A 16,658-nucleotide genomic window follows, 5' to 3' on the forward strand; every position below is an offset into this window, starting at 1 on the left:
CTTCTTCCATCACCATGCTCATCTCGGGTCACTCCTTCAAGGTTAACACCTGAGCAGGTTTTTACTGGGTCAATACATGGCTGCTAAATTTCTTCACGCTGTGTGTGGTGACGGTAGCTACCAGAAATTTATGGGGGTCAAAGGTCCGCACGGTTTTTCGAATGTTCCGGTTGCGCGGGTGGATGAGGCTGTGGCGCGTGCCTTTTCCGCAGATGCATCGGGGAAAGATGCCTACTTTGCCTGCGCCCAGTTTGCCAATGCAGACAGCCGCAAAGGTGAAAACGCAGTCGAAGCGCGTAGCTTCTGGCTCGATCTGGACTGTGGACCGGGAAAGCCTTACGCAAATCAGAAAGAGGCTGGTGCGGCGCTGACCGTGTTCTGTAAGTCTGCGGGCTTGCCTGCGCCTACACACGTTGTATCCAGTGGGGCAGGGTTGCATGTCTATTGGGCGTTGGAGGCTCCTGTGCCTGCTACTGAGTGGAAGGGCTATGCCTCCAAACTCAAGGTGCTTACGCACCATCATAAGTTGGCCGCGGATGACTCTCGCACGGATGATATTGCTAGTGTCCTGCGTGTTCCTGGTACGCGTAACTGGAAAAAGCCTGATGCCCCGAAGCCGGTTCGCTTGTTGCGTGGGGCATTTCCTATCCGTCAAAGCGATTTTTTGGGGCGGCTGGAAAATGCCTACCAGATGGCTGGCTCTCCCGCTTTGCGCTCTCATGGTCCGGTGCGCGCAGTTGAGTCCGGTGATGCTGTGCAGAGTGAGGTGGTGGCACTCTGCGAAGTAATGGCACGTAAGCACGCGGACCTTTGGGATGGCTCCTGTCTGGACGTAGCCGCCCCCGGATTGGCAGGTGATAAGCCTGCGTTTGTTGGGCAGGGTGCTGACCGCATGGAAGGTGTGCGCGCTCCGATGTATCAAGGCGACCGCACTCTGGCGGATTCCGAGTTCTGTAATCAGGCTATCTGGGAAGCTGCCCGCTTGGGCGTGCCTGAGGGACGCTTGGCCTCAACCGTTTGGGCTGCATACCAGCGTGGGGCCATGTTCCTTAATGACGATGACCAAGAGGACCGTAGCCGTAAGATTTTGCAATACGCCCTGCCTAAGCAAATGGACAAGTACCTTGCACGCAGGGGGGCGGCTGTTGCCCAGGCAGAGGCGGTGCAAGCGGATACCTGCGGGGAGTTGCTGAGCGATACAACTCCTGGTGATGTTCTGGCGGGGCGCTATTACGCGCGTGCGGCAAAGGGCAAGCTGAAATACTGCCGCCCCCGTGGGTTGTGGATGCACTTTGACGGCCTGCGCTGGGTGTTCTGTGAGGCTGGCGAAGAAATGCGTTTTGCCAAGCGCGTGGCAGATGCCATTCTGGAACGAGCGGCTAAGCTGTTTGCAGCAGATCAAGGTAAGCATGGTGCCTTGCTCTCATTCGCAAAAAAACTTCAGAACCTGCCGCGCATGTTGGCGATGGTTGAAATGGCAAAGTCAGAGGAAGGAATGACTGTTGCCACTATGTCCGCATTGGATAGTGACCCTTGGTTGCTTGGGGTGCGTAATGGGGTGGCAAACCTCAAGACGGGGGAACTGCTTCAAGCTGATCCAGCAATGCTCATCACACGGCAAGCGGCTGCCGAATACAGTGCAGATGCTGAATGCCCTGCTTGGCTGGCTTTCCTCGATCAGATTTTCAGCGGTGACGGTGAAACCGTTGCATTCCTGCAGCGCGCCTGCGGTTATTCACTCTCAGGCGTTGTAACTGAGGAAGTGCTGTTCATTTGCCACGGTTATGGGGCAAACGGTAAGTCTGTATTTGCCAATGTGCTGATGACAATCATGGCTGACTACGCACAGGCCGCCCCCTCGTCACTGCTTACGGTTCGATCAGCGAATGACACAGGCGCACGTAATGATCTGGCTCGCCTGTGCGGTGCGCGAATGCTCGGTATCAATGAAACCCAGAGCGGTGACCGCCTGGATGAGCAGATAGTGAAGCAGATCGCCGGACGTGAATTGATTTCAGCGCGTTTCCTGCATAAGGAATACTTCGACTTCTGGCCCACGGCTAAGCCTTGGTTGCGTACGAACCATAAACCGATCATCACGGGTGAGGACGATGGCATTTGGCGGCGGCTCATGCTTATCCCATTCTCCCGGAAGTTCGCTGAGCATGAGCGTGACCCCTACCTTGAGCAAAAGTTGCTTGCGGAGCGTGATGGCATTTTGGCCTGGATGGTTCGGGGTTGCCTTGATTGGCAGAAACGCGGGCTTAAGCCATCACGCACGGTGCGTGCAGATACGGCTACCTACCGTAAGGACTCGGACCTTCTCGGTGAGTTTCTAGAGGATCGCACTGCGCTGGGTAACGACGATCGGACTGAGCAATCCGCTCTGTTTGCTGCATATCGTAACTGGCATGAGGCAGGTGGCACCCGTGCGGGGTCTAAGGCGAGCCTCACACGCAAGATGAAAGAACGTGGATTTTCAGAGGCTCGGAGTAACGGTAAGCGTTACTACATGGGGCTCCATCTCGTTCCCGCTAGTGGCTAATCGCACAGGGCAGGTAGGGCAGGTTTTGAGGTGATTTGGGGTAATTCTCTATAAATCATTCTCATGGAGCGATTTAGTCAAAAAGGCAAAAAACCCGCCCTACCTGCCCTGTTTTTACGACCCACCCTCTGTGCCGGACCACATCCTTAACTTGAAAGCTGCCACCAATGGAAAAAAATAGCTTCGCTGTGCAGTACGCACAGAACTTAATGAGAGCCAAAGCCAGAGCAGACGCAGTGCAGGCGCGTACCCAAGCAGACACGGCTGCGGGGTATGTCCCCCTTGTCGATCAAATTCGCACTGTGCTGGTAACTCTGCCACCTGCTCAGGTGGAACGCTTGAGCCTTGCTGTGCTGTTGCCTCACCTGAAAGGGAAATATCGCCCGGCAGCTAACCATGTGAAGGTTGCCCAGGCATTACGCCAACTTGGCTACGAGTCCCGCCGAAGCTGGAAGCGGGCTGACCGTAACACCCGCGTCTGGATTAAATCGACCTACCCCCTGTGAGGAGCAATGCAATGAAGCACAATTTTCTGAAGTCGCTGAATCTTCCCCGCACGCAGGTGCGCTTGCTGCCAACGGTTCGCCTCGAAGAGGGATTGTGCGATTGGGAGACAGTACGCTCGAAAGAGTTAGAGCGTGTAGATTTGCCCGATTACCGTTACTACCTGCGCCAGTTGTATTCAGTGACCTCCAATCGTTGGGAGTGGCATGACCGTATGTTCGACTTAGAGCAGACACAGATTGAATCTGAAGAGGACGAGGTTTGTTATGCGCGCCTGTCTTTTGCTGCTTTGGACGAGTACCCCGCACGCATTTTGGGCAGTGTTGCTTACCAGATGGGTTATCGCCTTATCCCGTATGCGCGTAATGTAGCTAAGCGTGTAGGGGACCCGTCATTGGCTCACTACATCGAATTGCACTGCCGTCAGTGGGCAGAAGAGGCCGATGTAGTCTTCAATATTCTGGAAGGTAAAAAGCTGAACGCACGTAACGCAGCAAGTCAGATAGCCTTGATTGCTCCCGTTCGCCAGCGTGCGCACAAGTTGATTACTTTGATCGGTGATGAACTGGCCGATTACTGTATCGCATAGTAGTAGAGGCTAAGGCCGGGGGAACATCCCGGCTTTGTTCGCGCCGGACAAGTGTGTGCGAAATGCCAAGTAGAGGTTAAATGTCGGGGCGCTCAACCAATTTCCCATGGTTCAGGTTCGCGAAATCGGGTTTTGCAGACGCGACACGCATACCAATGGGCCATGTTTTCCGTGCCACAAGATGGACAGAAAATTTCATTGCGAACCCCCGTTACTGGTGGAATTTCTCTTTCAAACTCCGCGTGAAACTGCTCAACAATTTGGGCGCTCCCGGTTTCGTCTCGTATCGCACTCACTGCGGTAGAGATCGAACAACAAAACCACTCCTTATTCTCGCGATATAAGTTCAGTCTTTTATGGACGCCTTGTTCGACCTGGTAGGGGTCTATCACCAGAGCGTCGTAAGCAACTTCGTAGGGATATGGCAAAGCAGCACCATCGAACTCCCTCGCGCGCAATACGGGGTCTTTGGTAGAGAAACCAACTTTTACCAAGTTAGGCATGGCGCGGTTCGTGATCACGTAAACCCATCCCCTCACGCTCATTTAGCTCTCCATCTAGATTGTTCGTTGTGCGTTCGATTAGGCGCCATGCTGATTCTTTTTGCTTTGCTATTTCAATGCTTTTGACATGTTAAGGATAGCTGATTTTTTACCCTTGCGGTGTGAGGCATACATTAGGACCGGGTGCGGGGGTGGCCCCCCCTTGGTCCCACCGGGGGGAGGGGGCTAGCGTGCGAGCCAAACCAGCGTAGCAATCGAGACGAGAATCCCAAGGGCCATCAGGAATAAATTGAATGTCATTCTGCTGCGTGCTGTAGTTGTGCTGGGTTCGTTGACGAATTATGCGCCGAATAGTTCATTGGGATAATGCTTTGAGCAATAAAAACAAACATGCTGACATGTAAGTACATGAATTTAAACGATAAATTAATTGTTTTGAACCGTAAATTTATGTAGTCTGTTCGTCTCGATACTCAATAACGAAAGGACGAAACCATGCACCCGATCAACTTTGACCGCCCCCTTGAGGGCTTGGGCGATGTGCTGCGTAACTGCACGGAAGAGGGCTACGAACAACTAGCTGAGCGGCTTGCAAACCGACTGACACCCGTTGAAATGATCTGTGTAGGCTTTGCCCACAAGGCCCTGAGTGCTACAGAGGAAACGGCGGAGGGGGTAAGTGATGCCTGGGGGGCGGTGAGCCCTACGCTAACGGCTACAGAGCGCGAGTATGCTTTCTGGTGTTGGGCGGATGCACACGTTGAAACCGCGCTGACCTGTGGCGTGTGAATTGACGCGCTGCCTACAGTAGGCTGACAGAGGTAAGGACTGTCCTTCTCCTGTCCTTTTTTACATTGATTTTGCTAGGACAGCGCTAGATTTTGGCTACATCTGAGTGGCTGAGAAGTGCTGGAAAGCCTTGCGGCACAGAGTATTCGGTCGAACCTACCCAAACCTGTCTGACAGGTCCTGCCGGTTTTGAAGACCGGCCGTCCCACCGGGGAACGATCTCTTCCGTTTGTTCAAGACCCGAATTGCTCGGGACTGCCGCGGAGCACGTGTGTGTCGCGTACGCGGCGAGTGTACCCGATGCGGTCGAAGAATTCGAGGATGTGGATGGCGACTTTGCGGCCGCCGCCGATCTCGTCGCGCAGCGGCGCGGCGCGGGCATGGCCGTCGCGGGCGTTGAGTGTGGCGACGCGCCGTGCCAGGTCGGCCACCGCCTCGGCGGTGAAGTAGTGATCGTGGGCGACCGGATAAGCCTCGCCAAAGCGGGCCACGCGCTTGAAGAGCGCGCGCACGGTGTCTTCCGGCACGCCCGTGGCCTTGGCGATGTCGCGTACGCGCGGCGGACCATAGGGGGCGGCATCGAGCAGGGGACGCAGCGTGGCCCACAGATCGCGGTCGCCGGCGGCCAGCTGAACACGGTGTTCGGGCAGGTGCAGCCAGGCGTGGGTCTGGGCGATGCGACCGTCAGCCAGCAGCGGCCCGAGCAGGGCGTCGAAGGCAGGGCGGGCCAGCGTGGGCAGGGTCAGGCGGCGCAGGCGGTCGCGTTCGACGCCGGGCATGTCCGGGGCGCGTTCGTGTTCGGCCGCCAGCGCTGCCAGTAGCGTGTCGGTCAGGGCTTGCCAGATCGCCGGTGCAAAGGCGGTGTCGCCGACGACAATCAGATTCAGCTGGGTGCAGAGCCGTGTCAGTGCCGCGCCATCCAGATTGCGGTTGCGGGCGTAGGGCGTCAGGGCAACGCCCGCCGTCTGCTGCTCGGCAGCCAGCTGGAGGGCCGTCGCGGGGTCCGGGGCGGCCAGGGCGGCGAGCAGGGCGAGGCGTTCCGGGCTGCGTTTCTTGCGCGTTGGCGGGGCGATGTCGAGCACGGTGCCGCCGCCCAGCGTGTGGCGGGCCGAAGCGTCGCGCAGGATGAAGCGGTCACCGGCCAGGGCGCCAATCGGACGGTCGACCGTGATTTGGGCCCAGTTTTCGCCGCCGGGCGGAATCTCCTCGCCGGCCAGCAGCGCGATGCGGGCCGGGACGTCTTCGGCGCCGAGATGCAGGTGAACCTGCGTCCAGTGTTTGAGCGGCGCCTGTCCGGGCAGGACGCGCAGGCGAGCGTCGAAGCGGGTCAGCGGGGCGTGGAGGTCGGGGGCGAGCAGCCACATGCCGCGCTCGACCTCGGCCTTTTCGACGCCGGACAAGGCGAGCGCAATGCGTTCGCCAGCCTGGCCGCGTTCGGCCGGGCGATCCTGCACGCGCAGACTGCGTACGCGGACGCTGCGGTCGAGCGGGGACAGATGCAGGTTGTCACCGGCCTGAACGATGCCCGAAAAGGCGGTGCCGGTGACCACCGTGCCGGCGCCGCTGAGCGTGAAGCAACGGTCGATGGCCAGACGGAAACCGCCGCTGGCCTGGCGTTCGCCGAGTGCATCGGCGCGCTGTTCGAGATGGGCGCGCAGTGCGGCCACGCCTGTGCCTGCCGTGGCCGCCACCGGAAAAATGGGGGCCTGGGCGAGGGCGGTGCCGGCGAGCAGGTCGGCCAGCTCGGTTTTGGCCTGTTCCAGACGGTCGACCGTCACCAGGTCGCATTTTGTCAGGGCGACGGCGCCGCGCCGGATGCCGAGCAGTTCGATGATGTCGAGGTGCTCGCGCGTCTGCGGCATGGGGCCGTCATCGGCCGCCACGACGAGCAGGGCGAAATCGATGCCGGTGGCACCGGCCAGCATGTTGTGGATCAGCTTTTCATGCCCGGGCACATCGACGAAACCGAGCATCCGGCCCGAGGGCAGGGGGGTATAGGCGTAACCGAGGTCGACCGTGATGCCCCGCGCCTTCTCCTCTTTCAGACGGTCGCAATCGACGCCGGTCAGGGCTTTGACCAGCGTGGTTTTGCCATGGTCGATGTGACCGGCGGTGCCGATGATCATGCGCGTTGTCGCTCAGGCAAACAGGGTGCGTGCCGTGGCCAGCGCCTCGGCGTCATCCAGCACCGCATCTGGTGCGCCACCTTTGCCCCAGAGCGGGGGCATGGCCTGCATGCCGAGGAATTCGGCGCACAGGCGGTAGCTGTCGAACATCGGCTGGGCGCGCTCGCGGTTGCCGCTGGTAGCGATGACCCAGAGGCGCTTGCCGGCCATCTTCTCCTTGAAGTTGACGCCGGGAATGCGCAGCCAGGCGCTCCAGTGATCGAGATAGGTCTTGGCCGGTGAGGGGATGGAGAACCAGTACACCGGCGAGACGAAGACCAGGTCGGTGGCGGCCAGCGTGGCGTCGAGCAGGGCTTTCAGGTCGCCCTCGGGCATCGGGTAGCTGCCGGCGGTGTGGCGCAGATCGACGAAGGGCGGCAGGTTGCGTTCAGCCAGCTTGATCCAGGTCTGTGCGGTGTCGGCGGGCAGAGCGGCGGCGGCGTGGCGGGCCAGGGTTTCGCTGTTGCCGATGTGGCCGGGTTCGCGGGTCGAGGCGTTGAGAAAGAGAAAGCGGGACATGATGAACGACGTGAGCAGATAAAAGCGATACGGTATCAGGCTTGGGCGGGTTGCAGGGCGATGATGGCCATCCCGGTCAGGGCAAGGCCCGCCCCGGCCAGATCCCAGCGGGTGAGCGGCAGGCCGTCGACGTAATGCAGCCAGGCGAGCGCGACCGCGATGTACATGCCGCCGTACGCGGCGTAGGTCCGTCCGGCTGCTGTCGGGTGCAGGGTCAGCAGCCAGGCAAACAGCCCCAGCGAGGCGGCGGCCGGCAGCAGCAACCAGGCCGGTTTGTCCTGCTTGAGCACGAGCCAGGGCAGGTAGCAGCCGACGATTTCGGCAACGGCCGTCAAGGCAAACAGCAGGGTGTAACGCAGCAATTCCAAACCGGACTCCCATCCAAAAAAGGCGGGGCTGGGCGCCCCGCCGTGCCGTGTTTTGGCCAGCGGCAAAGCTCAGCCGAACATGTCCTCGACCATGCGGCCGTACCACTGGAAGTCTTCGGTCACCAGCTCATCTCGGCGCAGGTTGTCGTCGTCCTGATCCTGAATGATGACGCCCTTTTCATTGACCCAGTACTTGAAGCGCACGGCGACATCTTCGCGCGGCTCGGTGTTGACCATCATGAAACAGAGGTTGTCCGGCAGGTCGTACTTCGGCGTGCGGCCCTTGACGCGCTCGACGATGTATTTGGCGACGATGCGGGCGTGCGCGTTGGCGACGTGACCGGCCTTCGGATAGAAGTTGAACTGCGGCGAGACGGCACCGACGGCATCACCGATCACATACACATCCGGGTCGTTCTTCACGTTCAGGAAGAAGGGATCGACATCGGCCCAGCCGGTGTTCTTGCCCTCGGCATTCTTGCCGATGACACCGGCTTTCCAGGCCATGTCGCCGGCCTGGTGCGGGGCCATCAGGATCGAGTGGTCGAACTTGAAATCGCCGGCCGAGGTCTTGATCTGCTTGTTGAAGGGATCGACTTCCTTGATCACGGCCTTGGGCACGTAGACGATCTGGTCCTTGTAGAGATTCTCGAAGGCTTCCTGGAAGCCGCCAGTGATCGGACGCGGGCTGTCCTTCGGGTCGAGGATGATGACCTTGCCCTTGATCTTGCGCTGCTTGAACAGGCCGGCGATCAGGCAGGCGCGCTCGTACGGCGAGGGCGGGCAGCGGTGCGGCGGGGGCGGCAGGGTCATGACCAGATCGCCGCCGGTGAAGTTCTGGATGCTTTGCTTCAGGCGGAAATGCTCGGCATTCGGGATGTAGGCGGCCGGGAACATGGCCTTGGTGTAGTCGGCCGCCTTGCGGTCATTGCCGAACCAGGCCTCGTAACCATAACGGATGCCGGCGCCGATGATCAGGTAGTCGTAGTCGATCCAGCCTTGTGCGGTGATGACGCGTTTCTGATCGCGTTCGAAGGCGGTGACTTCGGTCTGGATGAAGGTGTAGCCGTATTTCTGGGCGACCGGCAGATAGCTGTGGGTCAGGAACTGGGCATCGACCACATCGACCAGCCACTTGTTGCTCATCGGGCAGGAGAAGAAAACCGGGTTGCGTTCGAGCAGCACGACATCGAGGCTCGGGTCCAGCTTGCGCAGGTATTTGGCGGCCGTGACGCCGCCCCAGCCACCGCCGCAGATGACGACGCGCTTGCCGCTTTGGGCACCGCTGGCCTTGGGCAGCAGGGGGCTGGATTGCAGGTTGATCAGGAAGGGCAGCGGGCTGGTCGGCTGGGCGAGGGCGGCAGTGGTGCCCAGCGCGGCACCCGCCGCGAGGAACTGGCGGCGATTGAGGGTCATGCAAGGTCTCCATTCAACAAAACCACCCGGACACGGAGTTGTCCGGATTTACGGGTGCCCGAAGGGGCGGGGCGAGGACGGCAGGCGGTACGCAGACCGCCGTGCGAGGCCGAACTCAGAATTTCAGGTGCGCGAGTTGTGCGACGAAGCGGGCTTCGTCCTTGTCTTCCAGACAGCGCAGGTCGAGATGATACGCATCGTCGCGGATATAGCCGATGATGCCTTGCGGCAGGGCGCGGAAGGCCTGCTCGACGGTCAACAGCGTTTTACCCGGCTTTTTCGCCGTCGGCCGGATGACCAGCGCCGCTGACGGCAGGCGCTCGACGGGCAAGGCGCCGCTGCCGATCTGGCTGCTGCAGGTTTCGATGCTGACCGTGGCGAGTGGGCCGAGCGCGGCCTGGACCGGGGCTTGCAGACGCTCACCGAGGGCCTGGATGGCAGCCACCGGGCGGGTCAGCAGGCGCAGCGTCGGCAGACGTTCGCACAGGCGGTCCGGATCGCGATACAGACGCAGCGTGGCTTCCAGCGCGGCCAGCGTGGTCTTGCCGACACGCAGGGCGCGCTTCAAGGGGTTCTTCTTGATCTTGGCGATCAGATCCTTGCGCCCGACGATCAGCCCGGCCTGCGGGCCGCCGAGCAGCTTGTCGCCGGAGAAGGTGACGATGTCCGCCCCGGCGGCCAGCGCCTGTTGCGGCGTCGGTTCTGCGGGCAGACCGAGGGCGGCGAAGTCGGTCAGCGTGCCGCTGCCCAGGTCGATCACGAACGGCAGGCCGGCAGCGTGGGCGATGTCGGCAATGGCCTTTTCGTCGACCACCTTGGTGAAACCGACGACGGCGTAGTTGCTGGTGTGCACCTTCATGAGCAGTGCGGTTTTCGGTCCGATGGCCTCGGCGTAATCCTTGTCGTGCGTGCGATTCGTGGTGCCGATCTCGACGAGTTTGACCTGGGCCCGGCGCATCACGTCCGGCACGCGGAAGGCGCCGCCGATCTCGACCAGTTCGCCGCGCGAGACGACCGCTTCCTTGCCCTGAGCCAGCGCGTTCAGCGTCAGCAGTACGGCGGCGGCATTGTTGTTGACGATGGTGGCCGCGATGTTCGGGTCGCCGCCGGCGATCAGCTCGGCGAGCAGGCCAGACACCAGGTCGTCGCGGTCGCCCCGGCCGCCGGTGGCGAGGTCGTATTCCAGCGCGCAGGGGGCGCGGGCTGCCTCGACCATGAGGTCGATGGCCTCTTCGGCGAGCAGGGCCCGGCCAAGGTTCGTATGCAGCACGGTGCCGGTCAGATTGAACACCGGGCGCAGGTTGGCGCGGCCGGCGGCGTCGGCACGGCGCCGGATGGCACTGTGCAGGGTCGTTTCATCGGGTAGCGGCAGGCCGTGCTTGAGCCCCTCGCGGGCGGCGGCCAGTTCGGCCCGGATGCAGCCGGTGACGAGCTGGCGGCCATGCCGGTCGATCAGGTCGGAAAGTTGTTGCAGGACGCGGTCGACCGCAGGAAGGCGTTGATTTTCGTTCATGGCACTCACCCGGACCGGGCAGAGAAAAAGGCGAAGCCGGGTTAGACGGCTTCGGGGGCGTGGATCAGGAAAAGATTGGGGCCGGCGCGTTCATAACCGGCTTCGTCGACCAGCAGGTCGAGGGCGAGGCTGGCCAGGTCATCGGCCACCGGATCGACGCGCGGGTCTTTCTCCTGGTAGACGATCTTGAGATAGCTCTTGCAGCTGTCGCAGGTTTCGGCCCGGGCGGCACCTTGTTTGCCGTCGATTTCCTGCTGCGCGACATCCTTGTCGGTGCCGCAGCTGGTACAGACGGCACGCGGCACGTTCCATTCGGTGTTGCAAACGCTGCAATGCAGATAGCGCAGGTTGTTGATCGCCGCGCCGAGGCGGACGACGCTGGCGACGGCGGGGCTGCCGCAGCAGGGGCAGACATTGTGCTGCTCGAATTTGACGAGCTGGCTGGCGTCGAAGCGGCTGGCCAGATCGGTGAAGACCACTTGCAGGGCGGCGGCCACAAAGGGAATGCGCAAGGCGTCACCCGGCGCGATATTGCCCTGCATCAGGGCATCGGCCAAACGGTCGAGCTCGGCATCGTCGGCCTCGATCAGGCGCTGCAGGTCGGCCTGGATGGTTTCCGGGGCGAGGGGCTGAGCGCTGCGCGCAATTTGCCGCAGGCTGTCGCGCCAGGCGGCCGGACGCTTGCCGAGATCGAGCGGCGGCATGCCATGCTGGCGCGCCTGTGCCAGCGCGGTGGCATCGGGCAGCGGCAGGGCGGGCAGGGCTTTCAGGGCATCGTGCTGGGCCCGGCTGAGGGCGCCGAGGAAATTGAGCCAGTCGGCCAGGGCGTGTCCGCTGGCCAGGCTGGCGAAGCGGTCGGCACGGTCGGCGAACAGGGTCGTCGTGACCGGCAGCAGAATCGGGGCGGCTTCTTCGGCCGGCGGATGGAAATCGATCGGTTGTGTCTGCATGGCGCTTCAAAAAAAAACGGGGGATACGACGACGGATCGTCGCAGAGCCCCCTAAACAACGCAAGGTAAAACAGAAACCGGACAGGCGGGACGCCGTGCCCGTCCGGTGGTGAGACTTACTTGCCCGTGACCTGGCGATACCAGCCACGGTGATGCTGCTTGGCCCAGGCGCGGGTGACCGTGCCGTACCACATGGCGCGGATGGTGCCCTTGACCCAGATGGCGGCATACACGTGCACCATGATCAGGGCGATCATGACGGCACCGGCGGCGGCATGAATCACGGCGCCCATGCGGACGAGCGTGATGTCGAAGCCGAACCAGGCGCGCCAGATGAGCAGGCCGGAGACCGTCATCAGCAACATGCACACGGCGAGGGCCCAGAACATGACTTTCTGGCCGCCGTTGTACTTGCCCTGTTCCGGCATGTCGTGGTCGTTGCCATCGACCATGTTCTTCGCCTTGGCCAGCCATTCCTTGTCCGCCGGGGTCATCTTGTTCAGATGCTTGAAGCGGATGTATAGCCCGAGGAAGGAGACCGCCATCAGCACCCCGAGGTAGGGGTGGATGATGCGGGCCCAGGTCGGGCCGCCGAACAGCTGGGTCAGCGGGAAGAAAGCCGGATGGAAGAAGGCCAGACCGGAGAGCGCGAGCAGAATGAAGCTGATGCCCACGACCCAGTGGTTGGCCCGTTCCTTGGGCTCGTAACGCTTGAGGTCTTTCGGATCACGGATCATTTTGCTTCCTCCTTGTCTTCCGCTTCGATCTCGTCCTCGATCTCCTTCGAGACCTCGTTCGGACCCTTGGTCACGTAGTGGAACAGGCTGCCGAGCGCGACACCGGCCAGGGCCAGGGTAGCGAGCGGCTTGGTGAAGCCCTTCCACAGCGAGACCAGCGGGCTGATCGACGGATTGGCCGGCAGGCCGGCGTACAGATTCGGCTGATCGGCATGGTGCAGCACGTACATGACGTGCGTGCCGCCGACGCCTTCCGGATCGTACAGACCCGCCTTGTCGTAGCCGCGTTCCTTCAGGTCATCGACCCGCTTGGCAGCGTAATCCTTCATGTCCTCCTTGGAACCGAACTGGATCGCACCGGTCGGGCAGGCCTTGGCGCAGGCCGGGGCCTGGTTGACCGCAACCCGGTCGGAACACAGCGTGCACTTGTAGGCCTTGCTGTCTTCCTTGGAGATGCGCGGGACGTTGAAGGGGCAGCCGGTCACGCAGTAGCCGCAGCCGATGCAGTTTTCCTGGTGGAAATCCACAATGCCGTTGCTGTACTGGATGATCGCGCCGGGCGACGGGCAGGCCTTGAGGCAGCCCGGGTCGGAACAGTGCATGCAGCCGTCCTTGCGGATCAGCCACTCGAGTTTGTTGTTCTGTTCGACCTCGGTGAAGCGCATGACCGTCCACGACTTGGCCGACAGGTCCATCGGGTTGTCATACACCCCATGGCAGTTGCCGACTTCGTCGCGGATGTCGTTCCACTCCGAACACGCCACCTGGCAGGCCTTGCAGCCGATACAGGCGGACACGTCGATGAGCTTGGCGATCTCGACCGTCTGCCGCACTTGCGTGGACGGCGTCGTGGTCGCGGAGCGCTGTTTGATGTCTAGCGATTGCAGTGCCATATCAGCGCTCCTTTATGCCTTCTCAATGTTAACGAGGAACGCCTTGTATTCCGGCGTTTGCGTATTGGCGTCACCCACGAACGGGGTCAGGGTGTTGGTGATGAAGCCCGGCTTCGTCGCCCCCTTGAAACCGTAGTGGATCGGAATGCCGATGGTGTGCACCTTCTTGCCATCCACATCCAGTGCCTTGATGCGCTTGGTCACCACCGCCACCGCCTTGATGAAGCCGCGGTTGGAGCGGATCTTGACGCGGTCGCCCACGGCAATGCCTTTCTCCTTGGCCAGTTCCTCGCCGATTTCCACGAACTGTTCCGGCTGCATGATCGCGTTGATCTTGCTCTGCTTGGTCCAGTAGTGGAAATGCTCGGTCAGACGGTAGGTCGTCGCCACGTACGGGAAGTCCTTGGCCGTGCCGAACGCCTCCATGTCGCCCTTGTACACGCGAGCGGCCGGATTCGACTTGGCCTTCGGGTTCTTCGGGTGCATCGGGTTGGTGTCGAGTGGGCTTTCGAACGGCTCGTAGTGCTCGGGGAACGGACCTTCGTTCATCAGGCCGAGGGCGAACAGACGGCCGACACCTTCACCGGTCATGATGAAGGGCATGACGTTCTGGTCAGGCGCGGCATCCGGACGCATGTCGGGCACGTCGTTGCCGCCCCACTTGTCGCCCAGCCACTTGATGACAGCCCGCTTCGGATCCCACGGCTTGCCGGAGAGATCGCAGGAAGCGCGGTTGTACAGGATGCGGCGGTTGACCGGCCAGGCGAAGCCCCAGTTCAGCGTCTGGCCGAGGCCGGACGGATCGCTGTTGTCGCGGCGCGCCGAGTTGTTGCCGGCCTGAGACCAGACCCCGCAGTAGATCCAGTTGCCGCAGGTGGTCGAACCGTCATCGCGCAGCATGGCAAAGCTCGGCAGCTGATCGCCGGCCTTGACCAGGACCTTGGTCGGGTCCTTCGGGTCGAGCACGTCGGCCAGCGCCTTGCCGTTGAACTCCATCATCAGTTCTTCCGGCGACGGCTTGTTCGGGATGCGATAGGACCAGGTCAGCTTCTGGATCGGCTCCGCGTAGGCGCCGCCGTCCTTGGCGTACATCTCCTTCAGCTTCAGGAACAGCGAGGCCATGATCTCGGTGTCGTCCTTGGCATCGCCCGGACCTTCCGCCGATTTCCAGCGCCACTGGATGACGCGGCCGGAGTTGGTGAAGCTGCCGCTGGTTTCGGCAAACAGCGTGGTCGGCAGGCGGAAGACTTCGGTCTGGATCTCGGCCGGCTTGACGTCGTTGAACTCGCCGTGCGGTTTCCAGAATTCCGAGGTGTCGGTGGCCAGCGGGTCCATCACCACCATCCACTTCAGCTTGGCCAGCGCATCGCCCACTTTTTTCTTGTTGGCGACGGAAGCCAGCGGGTTGAAGCCCTGGCAGAGGAAGCCGTTGATCTTGCCCTGATACATCTGGTCGAAGATCGACAGCACATCGGACGCCCCGGCCAGCTTCGGCATGAAGTCGTAGGCAAAGCCGTTGTCCTTGTTCGCGGCATCGCCCCACCAGGCCTTGTGCAGGCTGACATACCACTTCGAGAGATTCTGGCCGAAGTTCATCTGGCCCGGACGCAGGAGCTTCGGCGTCTTTTTCTCGAGGAAGGTTTTCAGATCCGGCTCAGCATCCGACGGCGCGGCCAGATAACCCGGCAGGTTCTGGGCGTAGAGCGCGAAATCGGTGATGCCCTGAACGTTGGCGTGACCGCGCAGCGCGTTGATGCCGCCACCCGCCATGCCCATGTTGCCGAGCAGCAGCTGGATGATCGCCATGCAGCGGATGTTCTGGGAGCCGACAGAGTGCTCGGTCCAGCCCAGCGCGTACAGGTTGGTCATCGTCTTGTTGGCGGCTGCGGTTTCTGCGATGTATTCACAGACCTTCAGGAAGGCTTCCTTCTTGGTGCCGCACACCTGCTCGACGACTTCCGGCGTGTACCGGCTGTAGTGCTTCTTCAGCAACTGGAAGGCGCAGCGCGGGTCCTGCAGGGTGTCATCGACCTTGACGAAGCCGTCGGTACCCATCTGGTAGCTCCAGGTGGATTTGTCGTAGCTGCGTTTTTCGTCGTTGTAACCCGAGAAGATGCCGTCTTCGAACGTGAAGCCGTCATTCACGAGGAAGGACGCGTTGGTATACGCCTTCACATAGTCGTGATGGATCTTGTCGTTGGACAACAGGTAATTGATGACGCCGCCCAGGAAGGCGATGTCGGAGCCCGGACGGATCGGCGCATAGAAATCGGAGACCGAGGCGGTACGGTTGAAGCGCGGGTCGACGACCACGAGCTTGGCCTTGCGGTTCTTCTTGGCTTCGATCACCCATTTGAAGCCGCACGGGTGCGCTTCGGCAGGGTTGCCGCCCATCACAAAAATCAAGTCAGCGTTCTTGATGTCCACCCAGTGGTTGGTCATCGAACCACGCCCAAAACTCGGAGCCAGACTGGCCACCGTGGGAGCGTGTCAAATGCGCGCCTGGGTATCGATCGAGGTCATGCCCAACGCGCGAATCGTCTTCACGGTCAGGTAGCCGGCCTCATTCGGTGCTGCTGAAGATGCGAGGAAAGCGGTGCTGGTCCAGCGGTTGACGGTGACGCCATCCTTGTTCTGGGCCATGAAATTGGCGTCGCGGTCAGCCTTCATGTGCTTGGCGATGCGGTCGAAGGCTTCCATCCAGGAAATCTTCTTCCATTCGCTCGAGCCCGGCTCGCGCACTTCCGGCCACTTCAGGCGATTGGCGCTTTGCACCATGTCGCGCAGGCCGGCGCCCTTCGGGCAGAGCGTGCCACGGTTCACCGGATTATCCGGATCGCCTTCGATATGAATGATTTCTCCCGGGGTGTTCTTGGACTTGTCACCGGTCGAATAGATAAGGACACCGCAGGACACCGAGCAATATGGGCAGATATTGCGTGTTTCGGTGGCGCGGGCCAGCTTGAAGGTACGTACTTCCGCAAGGGCTGCGGTGGGCGAGAAGCCCATCGCCACGATGGACGATCCCGTGAGCCCGGCGGAGCAGACCTTGAAGAACTGCCGCCTGTTCATGTTCATTGAGTTTTCCTCCTCATTGCGACCCCATGTCGCAATTGAGAAACAATGCAACTGGCGTGCCATTTGAGGCAAGTCATTGAACTAAATGA

13 protein-coding genes and 1 tRNA gene are annotated in these 16,658 nt (G+C 61.2%); 3 read left to right on the forward strand and 11 right to left on the reverse strand.

What is annotated here, in order from left to right; all coding sequences use genetic code 11:
* Positions 1 to 76: 76 nt before the first annotated feature.
* Both AACO21_RS12455 and AACO21_RS12460 read left to right on the forward strand, forming a co-directional pair.
* Positions 77 to 2,545, forward strand: coding sequence for a phage/plasmid primase, P4 family (locus tag AACO21_RS12455; RefSeq protein WP_346192848.1), 2,469 nt, complete (start codon positions 77 to 79; stop codon positions 2,543 to 2,545).
* Positions 2,546 to 3,062: 517 nt separating this feature from the next.
* Positions 3,063 to 3,638, forward strand: coding sequence for a hypothetical protein (locus AACO21_RS12460; RefSeq protein ID WP_346192849.1), 576 nt, complete (start codon positions 3,063 to 3,065; stop codon positions 3,636 to 3,638).
* A 92-nt stretch (positions 3,639 to 3,730) separates the two neighbouring features.
* Here AACO21_RS12460 and AACO21_RS12465 read toward each other — a convergent pair whose 3' ends face one another.
* Complete coding sequence (locus tag AACO21_RS12465; protein ID WP_346192850.1) at positions 3,731 to 4,183, reverse strand: GIY-YIG nuclease family protein; 453 nt, start codon at positions 4,181 to 4,183, stop codon at positions 3,731 to 3,733.
* 453 nt (positions 4,184 to 4,636) lie between these two features.
* Between AACO21_RS12465 and AACO21_RS12470 the strand changes: the two genes are divergently transcribed.
* Complete coding sequence (locus AACO21_RS12470; protein ID WP_346192851.1) at positions 4,637 to 4,930, forward strand: hypothetical protein; 294 nt, start codon at positions 4,637 to 4,639, stop codon at positions 4,928 to 4,930.
* A 133-nt stretch (positions 4,931 to 5,063) separates the two neighbouring features.
* Here the strand turns inward: AACO21_RS12470 and AACO21_RS12475 are convergent.
* From AACO21_RS12475 to fdnG, 10 genes are all read right to left on the reverse strand, one after another.
* Positions 5,064 to 5,157: transfer RNA gene (locus AACO21_RS12475), tRNA-Sec, on the reverse strand.
* Positions 5,158 to 5,163: 6 nt separating this feature from the next.
* On the reverse strand, positions 5,164 to 7,056 hold the full coding sequence (gene selB, locus AACO21_RS12480; protein ID WP_346192852.1) for a selenocysteine-specific translation elongation factor: 1,893 nt from the start codon (positions 7,054 to 7,056) through the stop codon (positions 5,164 to 5,166).
* Positions 7,057 to 7,068: 12 nt separating this feature from the next.
* Positions 7,069 to 7,614, reverse strand: coding sequence for an NAD(P)H-dependent oxidoreductase (locus tag AACO21_RS12485; RefSeq protein ID WP_346192853.1), 546 nt, complete (start codon positions 7,612 to 7,614; stop codon positions 7,069 to 7,071).
* A 35-nt stretch (positions 7,615 to 7,649) separates the two neighbouring features.
* Positions 7,650 to 7,982 (reverse strand): YnfA family protein, encoded by a 333-nt coding sequence (locus AACO21_RS12490; protein WP_346192854.1) that lies wholly within the window; start codon positions 7,980 to 7,982, stop codon positions 7,650 to 7,652.
* A 69-nt stretch (positions 7,983 to 8,051) separates the two neighbouring features.
* Entirely contained in the window at positions 8,052 to 9,398 is a 1,347-nt protein-coding gene (locus tag AACO21_RS12495) for an FAD-dependent oxidoreductase (RefSeq protein WP_346192855.1), read from the reverse strand.
* Positions 9,399 to 9,513: 115 nt separating this feature from the next.
* Entirely contained in the window at positions 9,514 to 10,911 is a 1,398-nt protein-coding gene (gene selA, locus AACO21_RS12500) for an L-seryl-tRNA(Sec) selenium transferase (protein WP_346192856.1), read from the reverse strand.
* 41 nt (positions 10,912 to 10,952) lie between these two features.
* Positions 10,953 to 11,861 carry a formate dehydrogenase accessory protein FdhE gene (gene fdhE / locus AACO21_RS12505; protein WP_346192857.1) on the reverse strand — a complete coding sequence of 303 codons (909 nt, stop codon included), beginning with the start codon at positions 11,859 to 11,861 and terminating at the stop codon, positions 10,953 to 10,955.
* Between the two features lie 116 nt (positions 11,862 to 11,977).
* Complete coding sequence (locus AACO21_RS12510; RefSeq protein ID WP_346192858.1) at positions 11,978 to 12,598, reverse strand: formate dehydrogenase subunit gamma; 621 nt, start codon at positions 12,596 to 12,598, stop codon at positions 11,978 to 11,980.
* Complete coding sequence (fdxH, locus tag AACO21_RS12515; RefSeq protein ID WP_346192859.1) at positions 12,595 to 13,491, reverse strand: formate dehydrogenase subunit beta; 897 nt, start codon at positions 13,489 to 13,491, stop codon at positions 12,595 to 12,597. The genes AACO21_RS12510 and fdxH overlap by 4 nt, the downstream gene beginning before the upstream one ends.
* Positions 13,492 to 13,503: 12 nt before the next feature.
* Complete coding sequence (fdnG, locus tag AACO21_RS12520) at positions 13,504 to 16,569, reverse strand: formate dehydrogenase-N subunit alpha (protein WP_346192860.1); 3,066 nt, start codon at positions 16,567 to 16,569, stop codon at positions 13,504 to 13,506.
* Positions 16,570 to 16,658 lie beyond the last annotated feature (89 nt).

The organism is Dechloromonas sp. ZS-1, assembly GCF_039649255.1.
Classification (GTDB): domain Bacteria; phylum Pseudomonadota; class Gammaproteobacteria; order Burkholderiales; family Rhodocyclaceae; genus Azonexus.